Origin of the sequence: Mycobacterium sp. MFM001 (genome assembly GCF_003402475.1) — a bacterium.
Taxonomy (GTDB): domain Bacteria; phylum Actinomycetota; class Actinomycetes; order Mycobacteriales; family Mycobacteriaceae; genus Mycobacterium.
The window spans coordinates 163,847-188,725 of the sequence record NZ_BFAB01000001.1; the positions used below are offsets into that span (position 1 = coordinate 163,847).

Genomic DNA, 24,879 nt, shown 5'->3' on the forward strand with positions numbered 1-24,879 from the left:
TTTTCGGACTATTAGTCTCGATTTCTGCGCGAAAGCGCTTTCACTCGTCGGGCAGCCGGACGAGGTATCCGGTCGTGATCAGCGTTCGGGCCAGTGCCGTCTGCTGCTCGGCAGGCAGCTCAGGCAGATCGCGAACCCGGAATGGCTCGGTACTCCTCGACACGAACTGCATCGCGGCTTTGTGCTCGGGCGTGACCCTTATCAGCAGTTGAGCAAACTGCAGGCCAACACTTGCGGTGTCGGCCACGACCCGCGAATAGAGCGGCTGGTACTTGACTACCAGTGTGTTTCCGTCGATCCCAACGGCGTTCGAGATCTGTCCCACCGGTGGGCATCGGCCACGCCGGACCAGGACCTCCTCCATCGCCTCGAGACCTTCCGCGATGGCGCTGGGGTCCTCGACGCTTCGGACGACGTCGCGCACCAGGTCGGTCAAGCCGGCGCGTACCCGGGCGTCGTCGAGATGCCGCGGAGGCAGACGGGCGTGCATGCCGTTGTCGCGCAGGCTCAGCGCATGGAGCACATGGGTCATGAGAGTCAGCACAGTGGGCGCGTGTATTCCGACGGTCAAGTGGACGGATGGCTCCGACTGCGTCTCCGCCCCGTGAACTCGGCCCCGTGGCAGATACAGCACGTCGCCGGCTTCCAGGCGCAGCTCGGTCGGCGACGAAAGCTCGGGTGTGGCAACCGTATCCGGACGATGCATCTCGTGGGGCGGGACCGCGTCGTCGTTGGACAGATACCAGACCTTCGACCCCTGGATCTGAAGAACCAACACGTCGTGCGGGTCGTAGTGGGGGACGAAGCCGGCCGATCCCGGCGGCGTGATGTAGCCGTTGACCCGCGTCGGGAAGTTCAGCTCGACCTCGATCGAGTGAGTCAACGAACCGATCGTCCGCGCGTACTCCTCAAGCCTGTTGAGGACGATCGTGTAGCCGTCCGCAAAGTTATCGCGGACGCGATCCAGGTCGAGGCTGCCGTCCGAAAGCCGGTAACTACCCGGCTCCTTGTCCTCACCGCGCCGCACCAGCCGCACCCCGGATGGCTCTGGCCGGACGTACTCCAAGAGTTCGTCGATTACCGACGGTCCCTGCAGCAGACGGTCGAAGTAGCCTGGGTTGCCTCGCTTGACGTGGTGGTGCGTCTGCCCCCATACCTCGTCGAGGAAGGTTTGCACGCGCAGAGGGTGGAGCAGCCAGGCCAGCGACGTGTCGGCCACGGCTACACCACGCCGCTGATCTGCTTTCCGGCCAACACGGATTCCAGGACCGAGCGCATCGCGTCGGCGCTTTGCTGCCAAGAGAATTCGGCACTGCGCGCTTGCGCCTTGGCCCCGAGTTGATCGCGCAGCACCGAGTCGTCCAGCAGTTGGCGCAGGCGATTCACCAGCTCGGTCCGATCGTCGACGAGAACGCCGGTCACTCCGTCGATGATCGAATCGGTCAGCCCTCCCGACGACCGGTAGCCGATGGTGGGCACCGCGTGCTGCGCCGCCTCGACCACAGCCAGGCCCCACCCTTCTTTGCGCGACGGCAGCACATGCACCCAAGCCTGTTGCATCACATGGTGTTTGGCGACGTCGTCGACGTGACCGTGGAACGTCACCGCGTGGCTGATACCAAGGCGCGACGCGTGATCGACCAGCCGCTGCCGCCACCATCCACCGCCGACAATGTCCAGATGCAGATCCGGTATCCGCAGTTCCGCCACTGCTTCCAGCGCGTCCTCGATCTGCTTGTGGGGCACCAGCCGGGACAACACCACCACCCGCGGCGTCGTCGCTCGCGGCTCGCTCAGCGTGGGTGCCGGCGCCTCGTCAAGACCGTTGCGCACCACCGCGATTCGCTCGTGGCCCACACCCAGCGCAACCAAGTCGCGGGCCGACGGCAGCGACACCGTCACGTACTGGTTGCGCCGGTGCACTCGCGGCGACAACCACGACTCGACGAACCAGCCCAGCCTGCCGATCATCCGACCGGCCACCGGCCACTGCTCCCGGTGGCAATGGTGCACCAGCACCGCCACCCGTCGCCCGTAGATCAGCCGGGCCAGAAACGGCAGGCCGTTCTGGGTATCGATCACCACATCGGGTCGCACATGCCGCAGCGGCCCCAGCCCGAGTCGGGCCGCCGCCATCGCCAGCAGTGCCCACACATACACCGAATAGCGTCCGCCGGCGCGGCTGATCTGGACGCCGTCGATCACTTCGCTGCGAGCTGCACCCGGGTAGCGGGCGGTCCGCAGCGTGACCGCGATACCGGACTCGGCAAGCTGCGCGCCAATGCGCTGCAGATAGGTTTCGCTGCCTCCGCCCTGCGGGTGGCCGGTGTCACGCCAGCACAGCAGCAGGACGGAGCGCAGACCGGACATCAGGGGTCAGCCTAATGGGAATCGCTCCGTAGGCTGACGGCGATGGTCGTGACCGACGTGTTCGCCCGGCGGGCGACGCTGTCCCGCTCGGTGCGGCTGCTCTCGGAGTTCCGCTACGAGCAATCGCAGCCGGCCCGGTTCTACGGCGCGCTGGCCGCCGATACCGCGGCGATGGTCGACGACCTCTGGCGCGGGATCCACGGCGAATCCGCGACGGGCCACACGCTGCTCGACGTCGGCGGCGGGCCGGGATACTTCGCGTCGGCGTTCGCTGACGCCGGAATCCGGTACGTCGGCGTCGAACCGGACCCCGACGAAATGCACGCGGCTGCACCGTCTTTCGCCCAGAGCTCGGGCGAATTCGTGCGGGCGTCGGGGATGGCGCTGCCGTTCGCCGACGACTCGGTCGACATCTGCCTGTCATCCAATGTCGCCGAGCACGTCCCGCGACCCTGGCAACTCGGCGCCGAGCTGCTTCGGGTGACCCGGCCGGGCGGGCTGGTGGTGTTGTCGTACACGGTGTGGCTGGGGCCGTTCGGCGGACATGAGATGGGGCTGACCCACTACCTGGGCGGCGAGCGCGCCGCCGCGCGGTATGCCCGCAAACACGGCCACCCGGCGAAGAACAACTACGGGTCGTCGTTATTCGCGGTCTCGGCGGCCGACGGTTTGAACTGGGCGGCCAGCACCGGGGCGCTCGTCGCCGCATTTCCGCGCTACCACCCGCGATGGGCCTGGTGGATGACGTCCGTGCCGACGCTGCGGGAATTTCTGGTGAGCAATTTGGTGCTGGTGCTGCAGCCGTAGCCGTCAGTTGACTGGAACCTGTTCTCGTTTTGCCGGTGGCTGGGTAGGGTGGCGCCATGACCCACAGTCAGAAGACCGAATACGACAAGCTGTTCATCGGCGGCAAGTGGACCCAACCGTCGAGTACCGACGTCATCGAGGTGCACTGTCCGGCCACCGGTGAGTACGTCGGCAAGGTGCCGCTGGCGGCCGCGGCCGACGTCGACGCCGCCGTCGCGGCGGCCCGCAAGGCGTTCGACACCGGACCGTGGCCCTCGACACCGCCGGCTGAGCGCGCGGCCGTCATCGCCAACGCGCTCAAGTTGATGGAAGAGCGCAAGGATCTGTTCACCCGGATCCTCGCCGACGAGACCGGCCAGCCGCCGACGACCATCGAGACGATGCACTGGATGAGCTCGATCGGGGCGCTGAATTTCTTCGCCGGCCCCGCCGTCGAGCAGGTCCGGTGGAAAGAGGTTCGCAACGGCGGATACGGGCAAAGCATCGTCTATCGCGAGCCGCTCGGCGTCGTCGGCGCGATCGTCGCCTGGAACGTGCCGCTGTTCCTGGCCGTCAACAAACTGGGCCCGGCGCTGCTGGCCGGCTGCACGGTGGTGCTGAAGCCCGCTGCCGAAACACCGTTGAGCGCAAACGCTTTGGCGGAGGTGTTCGCCGAGGCCGGCCTGCCCGACGGGGTGCTGTCTATCGTTCCCGGCGGGATCGAGACCGGACAGGCGCTGACATCCAACCCCGACATCGACATCTTCACGTTCACCGGCAGCTCGGCCGTCGGGAAGGAGATCGGTCGGCGCGCCGCGGACCTGCTCAAGCCGTGCACACTGGAGCTCGGCGGGAAATCGGCGGCCATCGTGCTCGACGACGTCGACCTGGCCTCCGCCATACCGATGTTGGTGTTCTCCGGGATCATGAACACCGGGCAAGCTTGTGTCGCCCAGACCCGCATCCTGGCGCCTCGCTCACGCTACGACGAGATCGTCGACGCGGTAAGCACTTTCGTACAGGCGCTGCCGGTCGGCCTGCCGTCGGACCCGGCCGCCCAAATCGGTTCACTGATCTCGGAGAAGCAGCGCACCCGGGTCGAGGGCTACATCGCCAAAGGCAAAGAAGAAGGCGCCCGGCTGGTGTGCGGCGGGGGACGTCCCGACGGGCTGGACAATGGCTTCTTTGTGCAGCCAACGGTTTTCGCCGACGTCGACAACAAGATGACGATCGCCCAGGAGGAGATCTTCGGGCCGGTGCTTTCGATCATTCCTTACGACAGCGAAGACGACGCGATCAAGATCGCCAACGACTCGGTGTACGGCCTCGCCGGCAGCGTGTGGACCACCAATGTTCCACGCGGCATCGAGATCTCGGAGAAGATCCGCACCGGGACATACGCCATCAACTGGTACGCGTTCGACCCCTGCTGTCCGTTCGGCGGCTACAAGAACTCCGGCATCGGCCGCGAAAACGGGCCGGAAGGCGTCGAGCACTTCACTCAGCAGAAGAGCGTGCTGATGCCGATGGGGTACACGATCGACAGCTGACTGCAGTCACCTGTGCATTACGGCTGCGCTTCCGGTGGCGCGATGGGAGCAACTGGTGGATGCACCGGACGTCGGGTGGGACTTCCGTTGTTCGGTGGCGCCAGCTCGCTGTCGCAGCTGCTCGCCGTGCAGGTAACAACGTAAGTGCCGTCGTCGTAGTTGTCGCAGGTTTGGGTGCCGTAGGCGTCCGTGTAGCAACACTTTGAGTATCGGTGTCCGCCACCGATGGTTGTGGTGTATGTGCCTCCAGCGGACTTGCATTCGCTTTGGATGGTCGATTCGGGTTCCGCTTGGGAGACGGGTGCGGTCAGGACGGTCGCGCCGAGCGCGATGGCGGCCGCCCCGACCGGCACGCCTAGTTGAGAAAGTTTCACGGTCTCATTCCCTAACAGCTAGCGTTTGCGCGCGGTGATAAGCAGGTACTCCCACCGCATCGTCGACGATCCGGCCAGGGATCGATTCCCTAGTTCCGCCAACGCACTATCGAGCGCGGCGACGCGGTCAAGGTTGGCCGCGATATTGCGATACGTGGTGATCGTCGGTCCATAGTTGGCCTTGAAGAAATCGCGGAATGCCTCGCCGGTGGCAAATAGGTCGACGCTCAATGTGCGTCGCTGCATGGCCAGGTCGGTGACCCGTTCACCCAGCAGCTGCTGGACATACTCTTCCTTCCCCCACAGCGGCGGTGGCTGCACCCCGGGTGGTGGCATCGGCGCAAAGGGCTTCATCGTCGCGAACATCTGACCGATGAAGCCCTCGGGTGTCCAGTTGATCAGCGCGAGCGTTCCGCCGGGACGGCATACGCGGACCAGTTCGTCGGCAGCCCGTTGATGATGCGGGGCGAACATCACCCCGATACACGACACCACTGCGTCAAAGTCGTTGTCGTCGAACGGCAGTGCCTCGGCATCGGCTTCCGCCCATTCGAGTTCGACACCGCGCTCGGCTGCCGCCGCGCGTCCGACTTCCAACAACTCAGGAGTGAGGTCGCTCGCGACCACGCAGGCCCCGGCCGCCGCGGCGGGGATTGAGGCGTTGCCGGTTCCGGCGGCCACATCGAGAACGCGGTCGCCTGGTCCGATGCCGCTGGCGTGCACCAGCACTGGCCCCAGCGGCGCAACCAGGTCGCTGGCCACTACGCGGTAGTCGCCGGTTGCCCAGACCGCGCGATGTTTGGCGGCCAACTCACGATCGGCGGTAGTGGCGGCATCAGCAGTCACGGTGACCTCCTGGTTCGAGCTGGTGCGGCAGGGCCATCGTCCGTTCACAAGCGCGGCGATTCCAGTGCCAAATCTGAACCGAACATGGTTCTGAATCTGTATCGGTCCCCGGGCTGCGGAGGTATCGTCACACCATGCCGTCCTACGGTCAGTTCTGCCCGGTCGCCAAAGCCATGGAGCTGCTCGACGAGCGATGGACGATGCTGGTAGTGCGTGAATTACTCGAGGGCAGTAGGCATTTCAACGACCTGCGCCGCGGCGTACCCAAAATGTCGCCGGCCCTGCTGTCCAAGCGGCTGCAGACCCTGACCCGCGCGGGTCTCGTCGAACGCTCCCAGGCCGACGGGCGAACCTCATACACCCTGACCCCCTGCGGCAAGGAACTGCACGACGTCGTGCAGGCAATCGGCGCCTGGGGTGTGCGATGGATTCCGGAAATCGGCGACGACGAGCTCGACCCGCACCTGCTGATGTGGGACATCCACCGAAAGATGCCGATCGACAAGTGGCCGCGCGAACGGACCGTGCTGGCATTCCGGCTGTCGAGCGTGGCGCCGAAGGCGTCGTCGTGGTGGCTCATAGTCGCCGACGGCCGAGCCGACATCTGCGACTTCGACCCCGGCTACGACGTCGCCGCCACCGTGTCGTGCACCCTGCGCACACTCACCGAGATCTGGCGCGGCGACGTGTCCTGGTCGCGTGCGCTGATCGACGGGTCGGTATCCATCGACGCACCGTCGCAGGTGCGACGCGCGGTGCCCACGTGGATCGGTCAATCGCGGCTGGCCGCCGTCCCACGCCCTGCGTAGTCTGCGTCGAACCTAACGCCGCTAACGTCCCTCGAACCGGGCCTGCCGGCGCTCGATAAACGACTGCACGCCCTCGGCGGCGTCGGCGGTGCCGAACAGGGTGGCAACCTCCGGCCGCAGCCGCTCGATGGCGGCCGCATCACCGTGTGCCCGCGCTCGGTGCGCCGACGCCAGCGTGGCCCGCACGCCCAGCGGCGCAGCGCGGTCAGCGATGGTGTGCGCGATCTCGCGCGCGCGGGCCAGCGCGGCGGCCGCGTCCTCGGCAACCTCCTGTACCAGGCCGATCCGATACGCCTCGTCGGCGTCGAACTCGTCGCCGGTGAGCAGCCAGCGCATCGCATTGCCCCAGCCGGCGTCGCGGGGAAGCCGGATTGTCGCGCCGCCGAACGGATAGATCCCGCGCTGCACCTCGAGTTGCGCGAATCGGGTACCGGTCGCCGCGATGCGGATATCGGCGGCCAGCAGCAGCTCGATGCCCAGCGTCATGCACCAACCCTGGGCGGCGGCGACCAGCGGCGTGGTCCAAGGTCCGTCGAGGCGCCACGGATCGCGCCCGTCTGCAGGAAACTCCAATTCGCCAGCAGCGATGGCCGGTGCGACGTCGACGAGGTCTAAGCCGCCGGTGAAGTGGTCGCCGTGAGCGAACAGCACCCCGACACGTACATCGGGGTCGGACTCCAGCAGCGCATATGCCCGGGACAGATCAGCGAGCATCGTCCGGTTGAAGGCATTGCGTTTGTCCGGCCGGTTCAGACCGATCAGCAGCACGTGACCGTCCCGCTCGAGGGTGACGGTCTCTAGGGAGGTCTCAGGCATGGGCCGAGTCAACCGCAGAACTAAGTAATATGCAATAGCGCATAGAAAAGGCTGGGCGGTGCGATCGAAGGCCGTAATAGCCGTATCTACTTGCATAGAACTCCTAGCTTGTTCTATGCTTCCCCACATAATCATGGGCCCACCTGGCGCATGAGGCAGGAGAAGATCATGTGGGTCGTCGAGTTGAACATCGTCGGTTACCGCTTTACCCGTCAGGTTCCTGACCTGCCCCACACGTCGTTGAAGTCGGTGCGGTTGCACCCGCGCAGCGTGCACTGGCGCGTGCCGCAACTGCGCCACTCGCACGCCGCCTGAGAATCGGGTCTTGGGGGGAGCTCACAATGTCGATAGCCACACGCACCAAACGCGGCGGAACGCGGACCAAGATGCTGGTCAGCGCCGCCGAAGTGATGCGGGAACGCGGAGCAGCCGGCGTCACCATCGACGAAGTCCTCACCCGCAGCGGCGCACCGCGCGGCTCGGTGTACTACCACTTTCCCGAGGGCCGCAACCAGATCCTGACCGAAGCCCTCCGGTACGCCGGTGATGCCATTACCGCCACCATCGATCAATCCGCCGAGCGGGGCGCGATGGTGCTGCTGCGCGAGTTCGTCGAGTTGTGGGAACGGCTGCTGGCCGACAGCGACTTCACCTCCGGCTGCCCTGTCGTGGCGGCGGCGATCGGCTCGGCCGACGAAGAACCGCCGTTGACCGCCGAGGCCGGGCAGATTCTGAGCCGCTGGTGCACGGCATTGACCCGGGCATTCGTCGCCGACGGCTTCCCCGAATCGGACGCGGCATCGCTTGCGGTGACGTCGATTTCCGCGCTCGAGGGTGCGGTCGTGCTATGCCGCTCGACGCGCAGCACCGGCCCGCTGCGCGAGGTGCACAGCCAACTCGAATTCCTGATCAAATCAAGGGAATTCGTCCGTCGCAACGGCGTTCCCAAGTAGCGCAAGTTAGCGCGAGCAGACACAGAATCGCACGATTCTGCCTCTGGCAGTGCGATTTTGCGTCTGCTCGCGCCGGGAAGGCTAGTCGCTGGCCGGCAGGGGCTTGGCCTCTTTGAGGCTCAGCGCGGTCTGACCGATTGCCAGCGTGCCCGCGCCCGCCTTGGTCACCAGCACCTCGGCGCCGTTCTCGTCCACATAACGCTTGCCCATCACGTTGCCGTCGGCGAACGCCGGATCCAGTTCCCCGGAACGGTCGGCGTCCAACGGCACCATCGGCGCGCCGCCGCAACGCAAGTCGTCGAGGGACTCGGCGCTGCGCACGACAATGACCTGGGTGTCGCACACCTGGCTGGCCAGACGGGTTCCGTTCTTGATCATGATTTCGATCCCTCGGTTAATTATGGGTGGCGTGCAGGGATTCGACGATTTCCCGCCGAAGCACCTTTCCGGTTGCGTTGGTGGGCAGTTCGTCGCGGAACACTACCCGGTCGGGAGTGCGTGAACCACGCAGGCTTTTGCGTACATACTCGCGCAATTCGTCGGGGTCGGGGTCGACGCCGACGGTGGGCACCACCACCGCGACAATCGCCTGACCCCACTGCGGATCGTCGACGCCGACCACGGCGACGTCGCGCACGTGCGGGTGCTCGATCAGCACATCCTCCAGTTCGGCCGGGGCGATGTTCTCCCCGCCGCGGATAATCGTGTCGTCGCTACGCCCGCCGATGAACAGGTAGCCGTCCTCGTCGAGCATCGCGACGTCGCGAGTGGCGAACCACCCGTCGGCGTCGAGCACCGACCCGATCCCGGTGTAGCGGCCCGACACCTGCTCGCCGCGCACGAACAACTCGCCGCTCTCCCCCGGTCCGAGCACAGCCCCGCTCTCGTCGCGGATCTGCACCTCGACACCGGGCACCGGTTGGCCGACCGATGCCAGCCGGCGGGCGACCGCGGGATCCGACGCGGCCTGCGCGTCGCGGTGGTCCTCCGGGGTGAGCACCGCGATCGTCGAACTGGTCTCGGTCAGGCCGTAGGCGTTGACGAACCCGACGTTCGGCAACAGCTCCAGCGCCCGGCGAACCAGCGGCAGACCCACCTTCGACCCGCCGTAGGCCAGGTTGCGCAGCGACGGCAGTTCGTGGCGGCCGGTTTCCAGCACGGTGACGATCCGGTCGAGCATCGTCGGTACCACGGTGGCGGTGGTGACGTGCTCGGCGTTGATCAGCCGCACCCATTCCCCGGCGTCGAAGATCGGTAGATAGACCATCTTGCGGCCGGCGTACAGGTTCGACAGCGCGGCCCCGACTCCGGCGATGTGGTACGGCGGCACGCAGATCAGCGCGGCGTCGGTCGGCTCGGCCGACTCGAATTCAACTGTGCCGGTGACATAACTGGTCAGGTTGTTGTGCGAAAGTTCGACGGCCTTGGGCTGCGACGTGGTGCCCGACGTGAACAACACGATCGCCGTCGCGTCCGGATCGGGAAACTCCGCCGCGGGTTCTGCGCTGCGGGCCGCAGCGAGGAACTCGTCCGAGTCGATCACCTGTTTGCCGACGACCATGTCGCGGTAGCGGTCGTCGACGATCACCAGCGGTTCGGGCAATCGCGCGATCAGGGTCTGGATGCCCTCGGCGGAGAGCCGGTAGTTGATCGGCGTGAACGGCAGCCCGGCGCGCGCCGAAGCGAAGATCAGCAGCGGCAGCATCGCCCCGCCGGTGCCAACGTAGACCACATGCCGACAGCCCGATCCGGCGATGACGCCGGCGCCGCCGTCGGCCAGATCGCTGAGCTCTTGCGTGGTCAGCCGGAGGTCACCGGAGACGACGGCGGTCCGGTCGGGATTGCTCGAGACCGCCATCTCGAGGAGTAGCGAAATGCTCAACGCTCGGACTTTCTGTGCCGTGACCCGTTACAAACACCGCCAAAAGTGTCATGTCGAGTTTAGAGGATGCAACTAGTTGTCGAGCACCTGGGCGATCCGGGCCTCGACATCGCCCAGACCTGACACGTCGATCCCGAACCGATCGACCAGCGCGTCGAGCACCTGCCCCGCCGTGTCGAATCGGATGCGCTCGGTTTCACCCTTCGAATGGATCGCGAGGTGACGGCCGTTCAGGTTCCACCGCGCGTCGTCGGTCACCAGCGCGGCGGTGAGGCTGGTGACGAAGTGCGACTCGGGATACGTTGACACATACCAACTTCCGACTTGCAGATCGATCAGCGGTCGCGGTTCGGTGCTGAAGGTGTACAGCGGCTGCCACGTTTCGCGGACCAGTGCCTCCAAAACGTATCCGTCGCCATGGGTGCGCAGCCGGTACGGCTCGTGCCGCGTCTGCTGAATCGGGCCGGGTATCAAGCGAATCGGCGACGACAGCGTCTGCCCGCCGAATCCGACATCGACCAGAAACACGTCGTCGACCCCCGGGATCCGCACCGACAGCGCCTGGTGGGTCTGCGCAGGCGGCGGCCCGTCCAACCCATCAGGGCTCATCCACACCACCCGTCCCGCCAGCGCGTCGACTCCAAAACCCAACTGCTCCAACACATATCGCAACAGATTGTTGTGCTCGTAGCAGTAGCCGCCGCGGCGTCGGCGTACCAGCTTGTCCGCCAGACCCTCCGGGCTGAGATCGGTCACGGGCACGCCGAGCAGCGGGTCGAGGTTCTCGAACGGGATGCGACGTCCGTGCGCGGCCACCAGCTCGGCCAGCGTCTCCAGGGTCGGATCGGCCGGCCCCGAGTAGTCGATGCGGGCGAAATACGCCGGGAGGTTCAGGTCCCGGTCCACTTGGGAGGCCGCTTCTCGGCGAACGCGATGGCGCCCTCTTTGGCGTCGTTGGAGGCGAACACCGGCATCAGGATCTTGGTCTGCTCGGCGAACATGTTCTCCGGGCTCCAGCCGCGGGACTCGACGATGATCCGCTTGGTGGCGGCGACGGCCAGCGGCCCGTTGGCGGTGATCTTCTCGGCCAGCTTGATCGCCTCGTCCAGCGCCCCGCCCGGTTCGGCCAGCACGTTGACCAAGCCCAGGGCATGGGCCCGCTCGGCGGGCAGGTTGTCGCCGGTCAGCGCCAGCTCCATCGCGACCGCGTACGGGATGCGCTGCGGCAGCCGCAACAGCCCCCCGCCCCCGGCGACCAGGCCGCGCTTGACTTCCGGAATGCCGAACGCCGACTCCTTTGACGCCACGATCAGGTCGGTGGCCAGCGCCAGCTCGGTGCCGCCGGCCAACGCGTAGCCCTCGACGGCGGCGATCAGCGGCTTGGTCGGCGGACGTTCGGTAAAGCCCAGCCCCCGGCCCTCGACCACGACGTTCTCGCCGCGCGCGAACGCCTTGAGATCCATGCCCGCGCAGAAGGAACCACCGGCACCGGTCAGGATCGCCACCGACAGGCCCGCGTCGCCGTCCAGCCGGTCCATCGCTTCGGCCAGGCCCTTGCTGACCGCGGCGTTGACGGCATTTTTGGCCTGCGGCCGGTTGATCGTGATGATCAGGATGCGGTCCCGCTGTTCGACGAGAACTGGGGCTTCTTCTTGTTCGGTGCTCACGACGGTGTGACGCTCCTTCGGATAGGGACAGGTGTCGAACGATGGTATCGGTCGGCCCGAGCCGATGGCCCGTGGCGCTCGACTACGATCACAGCAAAATCGGCGCGGAATCATAGCGGCGATCGCAAGCGCGGCGAAGCCGAGCGCAGCGGGTCGCCGCCCTCAGGTCAAGGGGGACCGTTGACAGCCATCGACACGGAACCAACCGAAATTTCCAAGTGGGATCCGGGCCTCACCGAACGGGTGATGGGGTGGATCCGCCCGCTCATCAAGGGCTACCACCGCGCCGAGGTGCGCGGCCTGGAGTCGTTCCCGCCGGGCGGCGCGCTGGTGGTGTCCAACCACTCCGGCGGGCTGTTCCCGATGGACGTTCCGGTCTTCGCCACCGGCTTCTACGAGAAGTTCGGCTACGACCGCCCGGTCTACACGCTCAGCCATGACGTGTTGTTCACCGGCCCGATCGCCGACTTCTTCGTGCGGACCGGCTTCATCCGCGCCAACCACGAAAACGCCGACGAGGCGCTGCGCTCCGGCGGCGTGGTGGTGGTGTTCCCGGGCGGCGACTACGACGTCTATCGGCCGACGCTGTCGGAGAACACCATCGACTTCGACGGGCGCACCGGCTATGTCCGGGCGGCTTTGAACGCCGGCGTGCCGATTGTTCCGGCGGTGGCGATCGGCGGGCAGGAAAGCCAGCTGTACCTGTCGCGCGGCACCTGGCTGGCCCACGCGCTGCGACTGGACAAGCTGATGCGGGTGAAGATCCTGCCGATCTCGGTGGGTTTCCCCTTCGGGCTGTCCGCGGTGCTGCCGGTCAACGTGCCGCTGCCGACCAAGATCGTCATGCAGGTGCTCGAGCCGATCCACGTGGCTGAGCAGTTCGGGGAGGACCCCGACATCGACGAGGTCGACGTCCACGTCCGCCACGTCATGCAGAAGGCGCTGGACAAGCTGGCCAAAGAGCGCCGCCTGCCGATCGTCGGCTAGCAGTATCCGATGGGTCTGCTCACCACCATGGTCCGGGCCGGGATCATCGCGCCGCTGCGGCCCGACAAGTACCTGCGCATTGCGGCCGTCGCGCGTCGCGAAGGGCTTTCCGTCACAAGCGGATTCGCGATGTCGGCGCAGCGCTGCCCGGATAGGCCGGCACTGATCGACGAGCTGGGGTCGCTCACCTACCGCGAGCTCGACCGGCGCTGCGACGCGCTGGCCGCGGCGCTGCAAGGGTTGCCCGGCGGCGCCCCGGCGGTGGTCGGGATCATGTGCCGCAACCATCGCGGTTTCGTCGAAGCGTTGGTGGCGGCCAACCGTATTGGCGCCGACGTGTTGCTGCTCAACACCTCGTTCGCCGGGCCGGCGCTGGCCGAGGTGGTCAACCGCGAAGGCGTGAACGCGGTGATCTACGACGAGGAGTTCACCGACTCGGTCGACCGCGCGCTGGCCGACCGGCCGGACACCACCCGCATCGTCGCGTGGACCGAACAGCCGCACGACCTCACGGTCGAAGGACTCGTCGCCGCGCATGCCGGTCAGCGTCCTGCGCGGACGGGCCGCAAAGGCAAACTGATCCTGCTGACGTCGGGGACAACCGGAAGTCCCAAGGGCGCCAAGCATTCCGGCGGCGGTGCCAACGAGCTCAAAGCGATCCTGGACCGGGTGCCGTGGCACACCGAGGAGACGACGGTGGTGGTGGCGCCGATGTTCCACGCCTGGGGTTTCTCCCAGCTGGTGTTCGCCGCGTCGCTGGGCTGCACGGTGGTGACCCGGCGCAAGTTCGACCCGGAAGCCACCCTCGACCTTGTCGACCGCCACCAGGCCACCGGCCTGTGCGTGGTGCCGGTGATGTTCGACCGGATCATGGACCTCCCCGACGAGGTACGCCATCGATATAGTTGCCGCTCACTGCGATTCGCCACCGCATCCGGCTCGCGGATGCGGCCCGACGTGGTGACCCAGTTCATGGACGAGTTCGGCGACGTGATCTACAACAACTACAACGCCACCGAGGCCGGCATGATCGCGACGGCGACACCCGAGGATCTGCGGGCCGCGCCCGACACGGCGGGCAAGCCCGCGGTCGGCACCGAGATCCGCATCCTCGACAACGAGTTCCGCGAGGTGCCGGTGGGCGAGGTCGGCCAGATCTTCGTCCGCAACTCCAACCGGTTCGACGGGTATACGTCCGGCAATACCAAGGACTTTCACGAGGGGTTCATGGCATCGGGCGACGTCGGCCGGGTCGACGAGGCCGGGCGGCTCTACGTGGTCGGCCGCGACGACGAGATGATCGTGTCCGGCGGCGAGAACGTCTACCCGATCGAGGTGGAAAAGACGTTGGTGGGCCACCCCGACGTCGCGGAGGCGGCGGTGCTCGGGGTCGACGACGAGCAGTACGGGCAGCGGCTGGCGGCGTTCGTGGTTGTCGTGAAGGGGTCGACGGTCACCGTCGACGCGCTGAAGCAGCACGTGCGCGACAACCTGGCCAACTACAAGGTGCCCCGCGAGATCGTCGTACTACCCGAACTGCCCCGGAGCAGCACCGGCAAGGTGGTGCGCGGCGAGTTGCTGGCCCGGCTCAATTAACCGCCGAGTGTGGACTTAAGGCACGCGGCAAGCGGTTTCGCGTGCCTTAAGTCTACATTCGAGGCGGGAATGTCAGGCTTGCGCCATCGCAGACTCGACCACCGTCAGCTTTTCGGAAAGCCCTGCGGCGCGGCGTAATTCGACGAAGTCGTCGAGGATGGCCTCGGTCACCTCGTGCGGATCGTCGACGGTGATGCCGTCGGAGAGCACCGACACGTTGAGCTGGTCGACGTAGCTCCACACGGTGATGTTCAGGCCGCTGCCGGCGGTCAACGGCCCCACCGAATAGATCTCGGTGACCAGCGCGCCGCCGACCCGGCCGTGCTCGCGGGGCCCCGGCACGTTCGAGATCGGCAGGTTGAGCACCTTGTTCTGGCCGTCGCGGCTGGCCAGCCACCGGAACAGCGACTCGGCCGGCGCCGGCGGGAAGTAGGCCGACCACCGGCTCACCAACTCCGGCCCGAGCAGTTGGTGGCTCTCCTTGGCGTCGACGGCGTTGTCGTGCGCCAGGCGCACCCGTTCCAGCGGATCGTCGGCGTCGCACGGCAGCGCCACCAGCATTCCGGTGAAGTAGTTCCCCGAGATGCGGTCCGGCGAGAAGTCGAAACTCACCGGCACCGACGCCAGCAGCGGCTCGGCCTTGCCGTCGTAGCGCAGCAGCAGTTTCCGCAGCGCTCCCGCCGATAAGGCCAGCACCACGTCGTTGATCGTGACGCCGAGCGCCTTGCCGGTCTCCTTGATGTCGGCCAATGCCAAAGTGGCGGTGGCGAATTTGCGCTCGGGCGTGATCATGTGGTTCATGAACGTCGGCGGCGGGGTGAACGGCCGGGTCAACTGCGGTGAGAGCTTGCGGCTGCTGCGGCGCACCCGGCCCACGCCCTCCGCGGTGTAGCGCACCGTGCGCGGGATTCGTCCGAGCTGGCGCAGATGATCGCCGAACGCCGACCGGACCAGCTCCGCCTTGGACGGCGCCGGGTCGGGCGCATACCGGTTCCGGCCCGTCGCCGGTTCGGGCGCCAGATCCATGCCGCGCGCCAGCAGGTTGGCTGCGGCAACGCCGTCGGCCAGCGCATGGTGGATCTTGCCGACCACCGCAATCCTGTTGTCAGCCAGGCCCTCGACGAAATACATCTCCCACAGTGGGCGGCTGCGATCCAGTGGCGTGCTGGCGATCTGCCCGATTGCCTCGTCGAGCTCGCGGCGCCCGCCCGGGGCCGGCAGCCGCCAGGGCCGGATGTGGTAGGTGAGGTCGACCTCGCAGTTCTCCCGCCACATCGGGTGGTGGAACTTCATCGGGATGTCGACGAGCTGGTAGCAGAACGGGTCCAACTTGTAGAGCCGGCTGTGGATGACGCGGCGGAAGGCGTCGATGTCGAAATCGCGGCGGTCGGGATCCAGCTCGATCACCGCGATCTTGAGAGTGTGCATGTGCACATTGGGTGTCTCGCTGTAGAGCAGTACCGCGTCCCAGCCGCTGAGCCTCTTCACCGCCACCTCCCGTTGGGAGGGACATTACAGTCGGGCGGCGCTCAAATAACCTCTTTGGCCATCAATGCGTGGTTGCGGTGAACCTGGTTGAGGAACAACCCGACTGCGGTGGCCATCGCGCCCGTGCGCGCACCGTCGATCAGGTCGAAACCGTGGCCGGCGCCGGGCAGTTCCATGTAGCTGACCGGCGAATGCGACACGGCCCGCAGCCGCTCGACGAAGCTGCGCGCCTGCTCGACCGGGATCACCGTGTCGCCGCTGCCATGGATCACCAGGAACGGCGGCGCGTCCGGGTGGACCCGGGCGATCGGCGAGGCGTTGCGGAACACGTCGGGGTGCCGGTCGATGCTGCGCTTGACCACCACGCGCTCCAAAAAGTCGACGAAGCGGGCCCGTTCGGCGGTGGAGCGGTCTTCCCAGTCGTAGCGGCCGTAGATGCCGACGACGGCGTCCACGGAGGTGTCCGAGCCGTCGGGCAGTTCGGCCTGCAGCTCGGGGTCGTTGACGGTGAGGCCAGCCAGCGCGGCCAAGTGCCCGCCGGCCGAAGACCCTGCCACCGCAACGAAATTGCGGTCGCCGCCGAACTTGTCGACGTTGGCCCGCGCCCAGGCGATCGCGGTCTTAACGTCTGTGATGTGGCTCGGCCAGCGGTGGTGCGGCGCCACCCGGTAGTCGATCGACAGGCATACCCAGCCCATCTCGGCCAGTTGGGACAACAGCGCATAGCCCTGCAAGGTGCGGCTGCCGTGCACCCAGGCGCCGCCGGGCACGAAGAGCAGCACCGGCGCCGGGCGGATCGGCAAGTTCTTGGGGCGCCACACGTCGAGCAGTTGCGCCGGGTGATCGCCGTAGCGGACGCCGGCGCGATGCAGGTAGCGGCGGTGTTTCAGCGCCCGCCAGACCGGCGGCGTGCGCTCGGGTGCGGGCCATTCGATGTCGAGGTCCTTGGCCGAGACGATGCCACGCAGCGCGGCCTGCGAGACGGTGTGCGTCTGGTCGCGCTCACGCTTGCGAACTTCGCCGATGCCCGGCGTCAGCCAGGACTTGGCCGTGGTGGACAGGAATTCGGGCAGGACCCGGCAGCCCCAGACGCCCATCGCCGTCGCGCCACCCAGCGGCTCCAGATGCCTGCCGACCACCGGCAGCGAAGCCGATGCGACGCTCAAGGCCAGCATGTAGTCGGCGGGACGGGCTCGTAGCAACCATCGGATCCTTGTGGCCGTGCTCGGTCCGGGATAGCGGGTCGCGGGGCGCACCATTGGCGGAGCGTACCCCGTCGGCTCGGACGCAAACGGCGAACACGGCCGAACACTCACAGAGCCACCAGGTTGGCGACCACCCGCTCACCGATCAGCCGCACACCGGTCAGGCTCAGACCCACCCGGCCGGCCAGCATGTCGGCGCAGTCGATGCCGACGGACGCCCACCGAAACCACGGCCCGACCAGGCGAGGCGTCTCCAGCCGCACCCAACCGGCGCGGACGCCTCTTGCCTCGGCGTCGAACTCGGCGACGCAACACCCGCCGCTGCACAACAATTCCGCGGCGCGACCCAGAATCCGCAGCGGGTCGCCACCAAGACCGACGTTGCCGTCGACCAGCAAAACCGTTCGCCAGCAACCCATTCCGGGCAACGGCTCGAACACGTCACCGAGCAGCGCCGGCGCACCGCAGCGACCGGCCAACCGGATCGCGGTCGCCGACCGGTCGACGCCGAGCGCGGGTATCCCCCGCCTTATTAGCCGCGCCACCAACCGTCCAGGGCCACAACCCAATTCGATGGTGGGCCCAGTGCACATCCGCACGACGGCGTCGTCGAACGATTCGTCGGTGCCGCGACCGCCCAACCACTTGTGAACCGGAAGGGTGCGAACGTTCCCGTCGTCGTCGCGTATCCAACATCGCTCGCCGTCCAAGGCGCGGTCGTACAAGTGACCCAGCATTCCACCGTTCCTACTCGCATACCGCGCGACCCGGCAGGTGCGCCGACGAACATTTCCCACCGATACCCCGATCATCCATCGGCTACACCGCGCCATACTGGACCGATGCCGAACACCGATGTTCACCCTGACCTGCGCAGAATCGCCCGCATTGCCCCGCGAACATTGGTCAGCCCTCGCACGTTGCCGCTGATGCGGGCGGCCACCCGCCTGCAGGGCCTTCGGAACCCGGACGACGTCGAAGTGCTCACCCTGGAATCCGGCGCCGGTGTCCGGCTGTTCCGGCCTTCCACAGTCACCGAATCCACGCCGGCACTGCTGTGGATCCACGGCGGCGGCTACGTGCTGGGCAGGGCACGCCAAGACGACAAGCTGTGTCGTCGCTTCAGCCGTGAGCTGGGCGCCACGGTGGCGTCGGTGGACTACCGGCTGGCGCCGGAGCACCCCTACCCCGCCCCGCTGGAGGACTGCTATTCGGCGTTGACGTGGCTGGCCCGGCTGCCCACGGTGGATCCGTCGCGGATCGCGATCGGGGGCGCCAGTGCCGGCGGCGGGCTGGCGGCCGCACTGGCGCTGCTGGCCCGCGACCGCGGCGAGGTCACCCCTGCCCTGCAACTACTGGCCTACCCGATGCTCGACGACCGCAGCGCGGCCAACCCGAAGCACCCGTCGTACCGGTTGTGGAGTCCCAGCAGCAACAGGTTCGGCTGGGCGGCCTACCTCGGTGACGCGGACCCGCAGGTGGCTGTCCCCGCGCGGCGCGACGACCTGAGCGGGCTGCCTGCGGCGTGGATAGGGGTCGGCACCCACGACCTGTTCCACGACGAGGACCTGGCTTACGCCGAGCGGCTCACCGCCGCCGGGGTGCCGTGCCACGTCGAGGTGGTGCCCGGCGCCTTTCATGGGTTCGACTTGCTGCTGCCGAAAGCCAAAGTGTCCCAAGCGTTTTTCGCCAGTCAGTGCGCCAGCTTGCGGACGGCGCTGGCAGCGAAGAGTTAAGACGTGCTTGTCACCGACGAGCAGCGAGCACTGCGCAGCACGGTCGCCGACCTGATGGCCAAACGCTCGCCGGAGTCTGCAGTGCGGGAGTTGATGGCCACCGACACCGGTTTCGACCCGGCGGTGTGGCAGGAGCTGGCGGCCCTGGGCCTGGTGGGCCTGCTGATCCCCGAGGAGCACGGCGGCGCCGGTGCCGGCCCGGTCGAGATGGGCATCGTGGCCGAGGAGCTGGGCGCCGCGCTGATGGTCGGCCCGTATTTGTCGACGGCGGTGCTGGTGCCCAATCTGCTGGCCGAAGTCTCGGACGCCGCAGAATCGGCGGCGGTGTTGCCGCGGATCGCCGCCGGTGAGCTGATCGCCAGTGTCGCCTTCGCCGAGGACGGCTCGGCCCGGGTACCGGCGACCATCGCGACGTCGGCGCGAGCGGTCGGTGATGCGTGGCAGGTGACCGGCAGCAAGAGTTTTGTGCTCGACGGTGGATTGGCCGAGTTGGTGTATGTGCTGGCCGCGACCGACGCGGGGCCGGCGGTGTTCGCCGTCGATGCGTCCGCGCCGGGCGTCGAGGTGATGCCGTTGACCACCGTCGACCTGACCCGCAAACAGAGCCGACTCCAATTCGCGGACGCCCCAGCACGTTTGGTCGGCCAATTGGGCTTCGGTGTCGAAGCGTTCGGTGCAGCGCTGGACTCGTCTGCGGTGGCGCTGGTGGGCGAGCAGGCCGGAGGCGCACGCCGAGTCATGCAAATGGCCGCCGAGTACGCCAAGACCCGCTACCAGTTCGGGCGGGCGATCGGCAGCTTCCAGGCCGTCAAGCACATGTGCGCCGACATGCTGCTGGAAGCCGAGTCGGCGGTGTCCGCGGTGCGTTTCGCCGCTGAGTCGTGTGCGCAGCGGTCACCGTCGCGACTCGCGGATCTGGCACTGGCACAGGCCTATTGCTCCGATGCATACGTCTTTGTCGCGGCGACCAACATCCAGGTGCACGGCGGTATCGGGTTCACCTGGGAGCATCCGGCGCATTTGTATCTGCGGCGGGCCCGCAGCGACGCCCAGTTGCTGGGCAGCCCGTCGTCGCACCGCGAACGCTACATGCAGCAGATCGGAGCCTGACATGACTGACGAGGAAGTGCGCCGAGAAGTCCGGGAATGGCTGGCGGCCAACTGGTCTGCGGGTGTTGATCGCAGTGAGTGGGCGCACACGGTCGTCGGCGCCGGATGGGCGGTTCCCAGCTGGGAGCCGCAGTGGTATGGCCGCGGGCTGACGGATACCCAATCCCGCATCGTCGCAGCAGAATTCGCGGCTGTCGGCGCGCCCGGTTCCGGGCACGATCGAGCGAATCTGTTCGCCTGCACGCTGCACGACTGCGGCACCGACGAGCAGAAGCGGCGGCTGATTCCGCCGTCGATCCGCGGCGAGAGCAAGTGGTGCCTGCTTTACAGCGAGCCGGGCGCCGGGTCGGATCTGGCCGGCCTGCGCACCCGCGCCGACCGCGACGGCGACGACTGGGTGATCAACGGCCAGAAGGTGTGGACGTCGTTCGCCAAGACCGCCGACTACGGCATGCTGGTGGCGCGCACCGACTGGGATGTGCCCAAGCACAAGGGAATCAGCTTCTTCATGTTCCCGATGCGTCAGCCCGGCGTGGAGATCCGCCCGATCCACCAGATCACCGGCGAGTCGGAGTTCAACGAGGTGTTCATCGAGAATGCCCGGGTACCCGCCGGCAACTTGGTCGGCGAGTCCGGCGCCGGCTGGGCGGTGCTGCAGGTGGCACTCGGCTACGAACGCCGGTTCATGGGCGATCTGGCCCGTACGTCCAAGGACGCCAAGCGGCCCAAACCCGAAAAGGGCGGTGGCCTGGTGCAATTGGCGCGGGATTTCGGCCGGCTCGACGACGCGCATATCCGTCAGCAGATTGCACGGGTGGACGCGCTGGTTACCGTGAACCGTTGGAACAGAGAGCGATCGAAGGCCGCGACCGATCGCGGCGAGGCTGCGACGCTGACGGCGCTGGGCAAGATTGCGATGTCGCGGATCCTGCACGAAACCGCCCGGGTGGAGACCGAGATCGTCGGCGCCGAGGCGATGCTGGCCGGACCGGACAACCCGGTCGGCGACGCGGTGACGTTCCGGACGCTCAATGCGTATTTCACGTCGATCGGCGGCGGCACCGACCAGATACAGCGCAACATCATCGGTGAGCGCGTGCTCGGTCTGCCGAAAGAGCCGGAGCCCTATCGCAATACGCCGTTCCGCGACCTCCCGCACTAACCTCGTGTCCCCGCTGACACTCCGTATTTGAACCTGGTTTGCGCACGCCTGCCCGGGAAATCACCCTGCGGTGTAGACGATTTCGCCGCCGATGATCGTTGCGGCGACCAGATCAGCATCCAGTTCGGCCAGCGCGGCTTCGGGCGGCGCGGTCAGCAAGCACAGATCGCCCGGCTGACCCGGTTCGACGGTGCGGACCCGGGTGGGATGCTCGGGCCAGCCCAGGAACATCATCAAGGCCCGGCGCTCGGGGATGCATTCGTCGGCGCCGAGCACCGCTCCGCTCGGGGTGACGCGGTACACCGCGGCGCGCATCGCCGCCCATGGGTCGCCGTGGCCGAACGGCATGTCGGTGGACAGCGCGACCGGAATGCCGGCCAGCAGCAGCGAAGCCACTCGCCATAGTTGGTGGTGTTCGCCGGCCGGGATCTCGGCAAGGTACTGATCGCCGCGCTCGGCAACGAAATTCGGCTGCGTCACCACCGTCACCCCGAGGTCCACCAGGTCGTCGAGGCAGTCGGCCGGCACCACGGCCGCATGTTCGATGCGGTCGCGCGGATGCGCGCCGGCTTGCTGCAGCGCCGCGATCGTCACAACAAGTTGTGCGGCCGTCACGCAGTGGATGGCGACTGGACCACCGCTACGGTGCCGTTCGGCGATCCAGTGGGCGAGCTGGTCCAGGTCGAGGTCGTCGTCGTGCAGGATGCGCTTGCCGGGTGACAGGAAATGCAGCCGCTGGCGCAGCTCACCGTGGCGGTGCAGCTCGGTCAGCCTCACGATGTCGCCGACCTCGAGATCCGGTGTGGCATCGGTGATTCCGGTGACGCCGTAGCTGCTCAGCCGACGGCTGACGTCGGCGAGGCCGATATCGCGGCGCTCCAACGCCTCCGACCAATCCGAGTCGGCGCTCCGCAGCCGCCCGTCGGGGTGATCGGCCAGCCCGACCCGGGCCAGCCCGGCGGAGTTGAGGATCCATAGCACGCCGCTGCGGTGCTGAATGCGCACGGGCACAGCGGGTGTCAGCGCATCCAGCGTCGTGCGGTCCAATGGCCCGGCAACCGAATCGTGGTAGCCGACGGCACGAATCCAGCCGTCATCGCCCGGTTCGGCGGTGGCCAGCACGCTGCTCAGCGCGTCGCGGTCGCACACCTGGGGCGGCCCCACCTGAACCGAGGTTTCGGCGGCGGCCGCGGAGTGCAGGTGGACATGGTGGTCGTGTATTCCGGGCATCACGGTTCCGCCCGCCGCGTCGTACACCTCTTCACCGGCCCGCGGTTCGAGGGCCTGACCCACCTCGTCGATCTGCGCGCCGACCCGGACGTCGAGCACCGCGCCGTCCAGCCGGGTCGCATGTCGAATCAGCACGGCGCGCCCAGCTTTTCGGCAACAATGTGCATTACCGCGGCATTGTCGGCCCCGAGTGGCGGCGCCGACGGGCTCGGTGGCGGCGGTTGCGGCGGGGCGACGGCTAAATCGCACGGCGGTGATGGCGGTAACGCGGCATAACTAGCGGCGACCTGCGCCATCGACACCTCGATCAGTTCGCCACCGCCACGCTGCAGCGACTGCGCCACCGTCCGCGCTGCCTCCAAGCCGGTGAGCGGATCGGCGATCGCGTCGCCGCAGAACACCGGCCCTTCACCGATGAGTCCACCCGCGACGGCGGCGTCGTCGCCGAATGCCGCCCGGTCCGGTTGGCCGGCGTAACCGCCGATGCGCAGCCATACCCGCCCGGCCGGGGCCGGCACGTCGTCGACGCTCAGCCGGCGTCGACGCAACGCCGCGGGCCGGGAACCCTCGACGGCGACGTCGGCCGCGGTCAGCAATGCCCGTAGCGCGTCATCCTCGAAATCCACGGCGTAGGAAAGCTTTCCGAAGTTCATCCAGTCGAAGAACGCCGGCTCGCCGCGACGGGTGCCGTCCGGCCGCGCCGGGCTTTCCACCTTGACGACGACGGCGCCGGCCCGGGCCAGTAGCTGAGTACACAGCGGGCCCGCCCACAGCGACGACAGGTCGGCCACCAGCAGCCCCTCGAGACCCCGCGGCTCGGCGCTGTCACCGATTCGTCGCACCACCGGCGCCGCCGGGGCCGCTTCACCCAGCGCCGCTGCGGCGATATCCAGCAGCTGGGCACGGCTGACCACGTCGCGCGTGGAACGTGTCGCGGCCCAATCGGTTAGCGCGGCCCAAGGGTCGACGGGGATGGTGTCGGATTCCAGCAGCGCGGGCAGTGCCTCGATGTCTTCGGGGCGCGGCAGCGCGATCGCACACCAGCCGTCGGCGGTGGGCAGCAGCCGGGTGGCGCCGCCCGCAGACATCGAGCCCCGCCGGGTCAACCCGAGTAGCGCCGCGCGCCCCGCCAGTACCATGGCGGCGTCGACGTCGACACCGGTGAGTTCGGCGATCTCGGCGGTCACCCGTCGGGCCTGGGTCAGCACGGCGGCGCGGGAGAAGTCGGGCGGGCCATCGGGCGGGCCGGTCAGATAAGCCAGCCCACTGCCGGCCCAGTCCGCTGCGACCGCGTCCACGCCCACCATTGTGCGCGTGTCAGAACTGCAGCGCGGTGAACCGCCAGTCCAGCACCTGGCGGTCCGGCTCGTCCGATCCACTGACGGCGTAGACCAGCGACCGGAGCGTCAGCACGCCGCCGTGGTCGGTCGGCTGGGCGGACTCGACGTGCAGCTCGCTGTAGAGGGTGTCGCCCTCGTGCACCGGACCGGTGTGGTCACAGGACTCCCAGCCCAGCACCGTCGCCACGTTGGGCAGCAACCGAGTGGTTTGCGCCAGCGCCAGGCCGATGGTGTGTCCGCCGTACACCAGCCGACGTCCGCCGGCCCGTGAATCATGGTGCACCGCAGCAATGTTCAACGTGAGCCGGGCCAACTCGGGTGCACTGCTGACGATGTCGGCGCTGCTGTGCAACACCGCACCGGCCATGCCGGGATCGAAATGCGGCCCGGGGATGCGCTCGCGGAACACGGCGCCGCCCCACTGCTCGGTGGCCGACGGCGGTGGGACCAGGTCGGTGCCGATCTTCGAGAGGTCGTCGGCGTGCTCGGCGGCGTCCGGCGCGGCGCCGGGGCTCAACGGCAGCATCGCGCAGCGGTAGAAGTCGAGCACCAGTCGATCGGCCTGGTCGATGGTGGTCATCCGCAAGGCCACCAGACCGGTGGGCGCCCGCCCGGGTTTTGCCGAGTTCTTCTTCAGACCCACCACCTCGGTGCGGGTGAACAGGCTGTCGCCGATCGCCGGGAAGCGATAGAAGACCAGCCCGCGATAGAACAGGTTGGCCTTGACGTGCTGGGTTACCAGCGTCGACTGCCCGATCGCGACGTCGCAGACCAGCCCGGGGTGGGCCAGCGGTGCCGTCGACCCGGTGACCGCCTGCGACAACTCGGCGTCCAGGGGCAGCCGTAACCGGTCGCCGAGGATGCTCTGATGCACCGCGGCCACCCCGGGGGACAGCGTCATCGACGGAGCGCCGGGAAAAACCTGGCCGACGTGCAGGTCGTCGAAGTACGGGCCGCCGGTCATGTCAGCAT

At 67.6% G+C, this 24,879-nt stretch carries 24 protein-coding genes; 10 read left to right on the plus strand and 14 right to left on the minus strand.

Annotation, left to right across the window (positions count from 1 at the left end; genetic code table 11):
• Positions 1-40: 40 nt before the first annotated feature.
• The gene (locus MFM001_RS00770; protein ID WP_116372595.1) at positions 41-1,219 is read right to left on the minus strand and encodes a cupin domain-containing protein; all 1,179 of its coding nucleotides are present in this window, start codon (positions 1,217-1,219) and stop codon (positions 41-43) included.
• Positions 1,220-1,221: 2 nt separating this feature from the next.
• The gene (locus MFM001_RS00775) at positions 1,222-2,370 is read right to left on the minus strand and encodes a glycosyltransferase family 4 protein (protein ID WP_116372597.1); all 1,149 of its coding nucleotides are present in this window, start codon (positions 2,368-2,370) and stop codon (positions 1,222-1,224) included.
• Positions 2,371-2,412: 42 nt separating this feature from the next.
• Here MFM001_RS00775 and MFM001_RS00780 point away from each other — a divergent pair, with 42 nt between their 5' ends.
• The gene (locus tag MFM001_RS00780) at positions 2,413-3,177 is read left to right on the plus strand and encodes a class I SAM-dependent methyltransferase (RefSeq protein ID WP_116372599.1); all 765 of its coding nucleotides are present in this window, start codon (positions 2,413-2,415) and stop codon (positions 3,175-3,177) included.
• 56 nt (positions 3,178-3,233) lie between these two features.
• Entirely contained in the window at positions 3,234-4,706 is a 1,473-nt protein-coding gene (locus MFM001_RS00785) for an aldehyde dehydrogenase (RefSeq protein ID WP_116372601.1), read from the plus strand.
• A 392-nt stretch (positions 4,707-5,098) separates the two neighbouring features.
• Here MFM001_RS00785 and MFM001_RS00795 read toward each other — a convergent pair whose 3' ends face one another.
• Positions 5,099-5,926 carry a class I SAM-dependent methyltransferase gene (locus MFM001_RS00795; protein WP_116373521.1) on the minus strand — a complete coding sequence of 276 codons (828 nt, stop codon included), beginning with the start codon at positions 5,924-5,926 and terminating at the stop codon, positions 5,099-5,101.
• Between the two features lie 134 nt (positions 5,927-6,060).
• Here MFM001_RS00795 and MFM001_RS00800 point away from each other — a divergent pair, with 134 nt between their 5' ends.
• Positions 6,061-6,735 carry a helix-turn-helix domain-containing protein gene (locus MFM001_RS00800; protein ID WP_116372604.1) on the plus strand — a complete coding sequence of 225 codons (675 nt, stop codon included), beginning with the start codon at positions 6,061-6,063 and terminating at the stop codon, positions 6,733-6,735.
• Between the two features lie 21 nt (positions 6,736-6,756).
• On the opposite strand, the gene MFM001_RS00805 is transcribed toward MFM001_RS00800, so the two are convergent.
• A complete protein-coding gene (locus MFM001_RS00805; protein WP_116372606.1) occupies positions 6,757-7,551 on the minus strand; it encodes a crotonase/enoyl-CoA hydratase family protein in 795 nt (264 codons plus the stop codon).
• Positions 7,552-7,719: 168 nt separating this feature from the next.
• On the opposite strand from MFM001_RS00805, the gene MFM001_RS24560 reads away from it, so the two are divergent.
• Together MFM001_RS24560 and MFM001_RS00810 are read left to right on the plus strand one after the other, a co-directional pair.
• Positions 7,720-7,866 carry a hypothetical protein gene (locus MFM001_RS24560; RefSeq protein WP_192886816.1) on the plus strand — a complete coding sequence of 49 codons (147 nt, stop codon included), beginning with the start codon at positions 7,720-7,722 and terminating at the stop codon, positions 7,864-7,866.
• A gap of 26 nt (positions 7,867-7,892) precedes the next feature.
• Positions 7,893-8,504, plus strand: a complete 612-nt coding sequence (locus MFM001_RS00810) for a TetR/AcrR family transcriptional regulator (RefSeq protein ID WP_116372608.1) — start codon at positions 7,893-7,895, stop codon at positions 8,502-8,504.
• Positions 8,505-8,585: 81 nt separating this feature from the next.
• On the opposite strand, the gene MFM001_RS00815 is transcribed toward MFM001_RS00810, so the two are convergent.
• From MFM001_RS00815 to MFM001_RS00830, 4 genes are all read right to left on the minus strand, one after another.
• On the minus strand, positions 8,586-8,882 hold the full coding sequence (locus MFM001_RS00815; RefSeq protein ID WP_116372610.1) for a hypothetical protein: 297 nt from the start codon (positions 8,880-8,882) through the stop codon (positions 8,586-8,588).
• 16 nt (positions 8,883-8,898) lie between these two features.
• Positions 8,899-10,386, minus strand: coding sequence for a class I adenylate-forming enzyme family protein (locus MFM001_RS00820; protein WP_116372612.1), 1,488 nt, complete (start codon positions 10,384-10,386; stop codon positions 8,899-8,901).
• 72 nt (positions 10,387-10,458) lie between these two features.
• On the minus strand, positions 10,459-11,292 hold the full coding sequence (locus MFM001_RS00825; protein ID WP_371684967.1) for an arylamine N-acetyltransferase: 834 nt from the start codon (positions 11,290-11,292) through the stop codon (positions 10,459-10,461).
• Positions 11,277-12,053 carry a crotonase/enoyl-CoA hydratase family protein gene (locus tag MFM001_RS00830; protein ID WP_116372614.1) on the minus strand — a complete coding sequence of 259 codons (777 nt, stop codon included), beginning with the start codon at positions 12,051-12,053 and terminating at the stop codon, positions 11,277-11,279. The genes MFM001_RS00825 and MFM001_RS00830 overlap by 16 nt, the downstream gene beginning before the upstream one ends.
• Before the next feature lie 180 nt (positions 12,054-12,233).
• Between MFM001_RS00830 and MFM001_RS00835 the strand changes: the two genes are divergently transcribed.
• Both MFM001_RS00835 and fadD12 read left to right on the plus strand, forming a co-directional pair.
• The gene (locus MFM001_RS00835; RefSeq protein ID WP_116372616.1) at positions 12,234-13,040 is read left to right on the plus strand and encodes a 1-acyl-sn-glycerol-3-phosphate acyltransferase; all 807 of its coding nucleotides are present in this window, start codon (positions 12,234-12,236) and stop codon (positions 13,038-13,040) included.
• Between the two features lie 9 nt (positions 13,041-13,049).
• Positions 13,050-14,636, plus strand: coding sequence for an acyl-CoA ligase FadD12 (gene fadD12 / locus MFM001_RS00840; RefSeq protein ID WP_116372618.1), 1,587 nt, complete (start codon positions 13,050-13,052; stop codon positions 14,634-14,636).
• 72 nt (positions 14,637-14,708) lie between these two features.
• Here the strand turns inward: fadD12 and MFM001_RS00845 are convergent, their stop codons facing one another.
• Genes MFM001_RS00845 through MFM001_RS00855 form a run of 3 tightly spaced genes read right to left on the minus strand, consistent with a single transcriptional unit; the run spans position 14,709 to position 18,066 of the window.
• Positions 14,709-16,124, minus strand: coding sequence for a wax ester/triacylglycerol synthase family O-acyltransferase (locus MFM001_RS00845; RefSeq protein WP_116373525.1), 1,416 nt, complete (start codon positions 16,122-16,124; stop codon positions 14,709-14,711).
• Between the two features lie 41 nt (positions 16,125-16,165).
• Positions 16,166-17,383 (minus strand): alpha/beta hydrolase, encoded by a 1,218-nt coding sequence (locus MFM001_RS00850; RefSeq protein ID WP_116372620.1) that lies wholly within the window; start codon positions 17,381-17,383, stop codon positions 16,166-16,168.
• Between the two features lie 53 nt (positions 17,384-17,436).
• Complete coding sequence (locus MFM001_RS00855; protein ID WP_116372622.1) at positions 17,437-18,066, minus strand: SAM-dependent methyltransferase; 630 nt, start codon at positions 18,064-18,066, stop codon at positions 17,437-17,439.
• Positions 18,067-18,171: 105 nt separating this feature from the next.
• Here MFM001_RS00855 and MFM001_RS00860 point away from each other — a divergent pair, with 105 nt between their 5' ends.
• The 3 genes from MFM001_RS00860 to MFM001_RS00870 are packed head-to-tail and all read left to right on the plus strand — an operon-like array spanning position 18,172 to position 21,337.
• Positions 18,172-19,065 carry an alpha/beta hydrolase gene (locus MFM001_RS00860; RefSeq protein WP_116372624.1) on the plus strand — a complete coding sequence of 298 codons (894 nt, stop codon included), beginning with the start codon at positions 18,172-18,174 and terminating at the stop codon, positions 19,063-19,065.
• Positions 19,066-19,068: 3 nt separating this feature from the next.
• Positions 19,069-20,175, plus strand: a complete 1,107-nt coding sequence (locus MFM001_RS00865) for an acyl-CoA dehydrogenase family protein (protein ID WP_116372625.1) — start codon at positions 19,069-19,071, stop codon at positions 20,173-20,175.
• Position 20,176: 1 nt separating this feature from the next.
• Entirely contained in the window at positions 20,177-21,337 is a 1,161-nt protein-coding gene (locus tag MFM001_RS00870; protein WP_116372626.1) for an acyl-CoA dehydrogenase family protein, read from the plus strand.
• A gap of 60 nt (positions 21,338-21,397) precedes the next feature.
• Here the strand turns inward: MFM001_RS00870 and MFM001_RS00875 are convergent, their stop codons facing one another.
• Genes MFM001_RS00875 through MFM001_RS00885 form a run of 3 tightly spaced genes read right to left on the minus strand, consistent with a single transcriptional unit; the run spans position 21,398 to position 24,871 of the window.
• On the minus strand, positions 21,398-22,702 hold the full coding sequence (locus MFM001_RS00875) for an amidohydrolase family protein (protein WP_116372627.1): 1,305 nt from the start codon (positions 22,700-22,702) through the stop codon (positions 21,398-21,400).
• A complete protein-coding gene (locus MFM001_RS00880; RefSeq protein ID WP_116372629.1) occupies positions 22,696-23,874 on the minus strand; it encodes a CoA transferase in 1,179 nt (392 codons plus the stop codon). The genes MFM001_RS00875 and MFM001_RS00880 overlap by 7 nt, the downstream gene beginning before the upstream one ends.
• Positions 23,875-23,884: 10 nt before the next feature.
• Complete coding sequence (locus MFM001_RS00885) at positions 23,885-24,871, minus strand: MaoC family dehydratase (RefSeq protein ID WP_116372631.1); 987 nt, start codon at positions 24,869-24,871, stop codon at positions 23,885-23,887.
• Between the last annotated feature and the right edge of the window lie 8 nt (positions 24,872-24,879).

Bases quoted from the DNA above. Each gene is read 5' to 3' on its own strand.
- MFM001_RS00885 (WP_116372631.1), bottom strand. From the start codon at position 24,871: ATGACCGGCGGCCCGTACTTCGACGACCTGCACGTCGGCCAGGTTTTT.
- fadD12 (WP_116372618.1), top strand. From the start codon at position 13,050: ATGGGTCTGCTCACCACCATGGTCCGGGCCGGGATCATCGCGCCGCTG.
- MFM001_RS00785 (WP_116372601.1), top strand. From the start codon at position 3,234: ATGACCCACAGTCAGAAGACCGAATACGACAAGCTGTTCATCGGCGGC.
- MFM001_RS00780 (WP_116372599.1), top strand. From the start codon at position 2,413: ATGGTCGTGACCGACGTGTTCGCCCGGCGGGCGACGCTGTCCCGCTCG.
- MFM001_RS00800 (WP_116372604.1), top strand. From the start codon at position 6,061: ATGCCGTCCTACGGTCAGTTCTGCCCGGTCGCCAAAGCCATGGAGCTG.
- MFM001_RS00810 (WP_116372608.1), top strand. From the start codon at position 7,893: ATGTCGATAGCCACACGCACCAAACGCGGCGGAACGCGGACCAAGATG.
- MFM001_RS00850 (WP_116372620.1), bottom strand. From the start codon at position 17,383: ATGGTGCGCCCCGCGACCCGCTATCCCGGACCGAGCACGGCCACAAGG.
- MFM001_RS00775 (WP_116372597.1), bottom strand. From the start codon at position 2,370: ATGTCCGGTCTGCGCTCCGTCCTGCTGCTGTGCTGGCGTGACACCGGC.
- MFM001_RS00805 (WP_116372606.1), bottom strand. From the start codon at position 7,551: ATGCCTGAGACCTCCCTAGAGACCGTCACCCTCGAGCGGGACGGTCAC.
- MFM001_RS00870 (WP_116372626.1), top strand. From the start codon at position 20,177: ATGACTGACGAGGAAGTGCGCCGAGAAGTCCGGGAATGGCTGGCGGCC.
- MFM001_RS00880 (WP_116372629.1), bottom strand. From the start codon at position 23,874: ATGGTGGGCGTGGACGCGGTCGCAGCGGACTGGGCCGGCAGTGGGCTG.
- MFM001_RS24560 (WP_192886816.1), top strand. From the start codon at position 7,720: ATGTGGGTCGTCGAGTTGAACATCGTCGGTTACCGCTTTACCCGTCAG.
- MFM001_RS00855 (WP_116372622.1), bottom strand. From the start codon at position 18,066: ATGCTGGGTCACTTGTACGACCGCGCCTTGGACGGCGAGCGATGTTGG.
- MFM001_RS00860 (WP_116372624.1), top strand. From the start codon at position 18,172: ATGCCGAACACCGATGTTCACCCTGACCTGCGCAGAATCGCCCGCATT.
- MFM001_RS00815 (WP_116372610.1), bottom strand. From the start codon at position 8,882: ATGATCAAGAACGGAACCCGTCTGGCCAGCCAGGTGTGCGACACCCAG.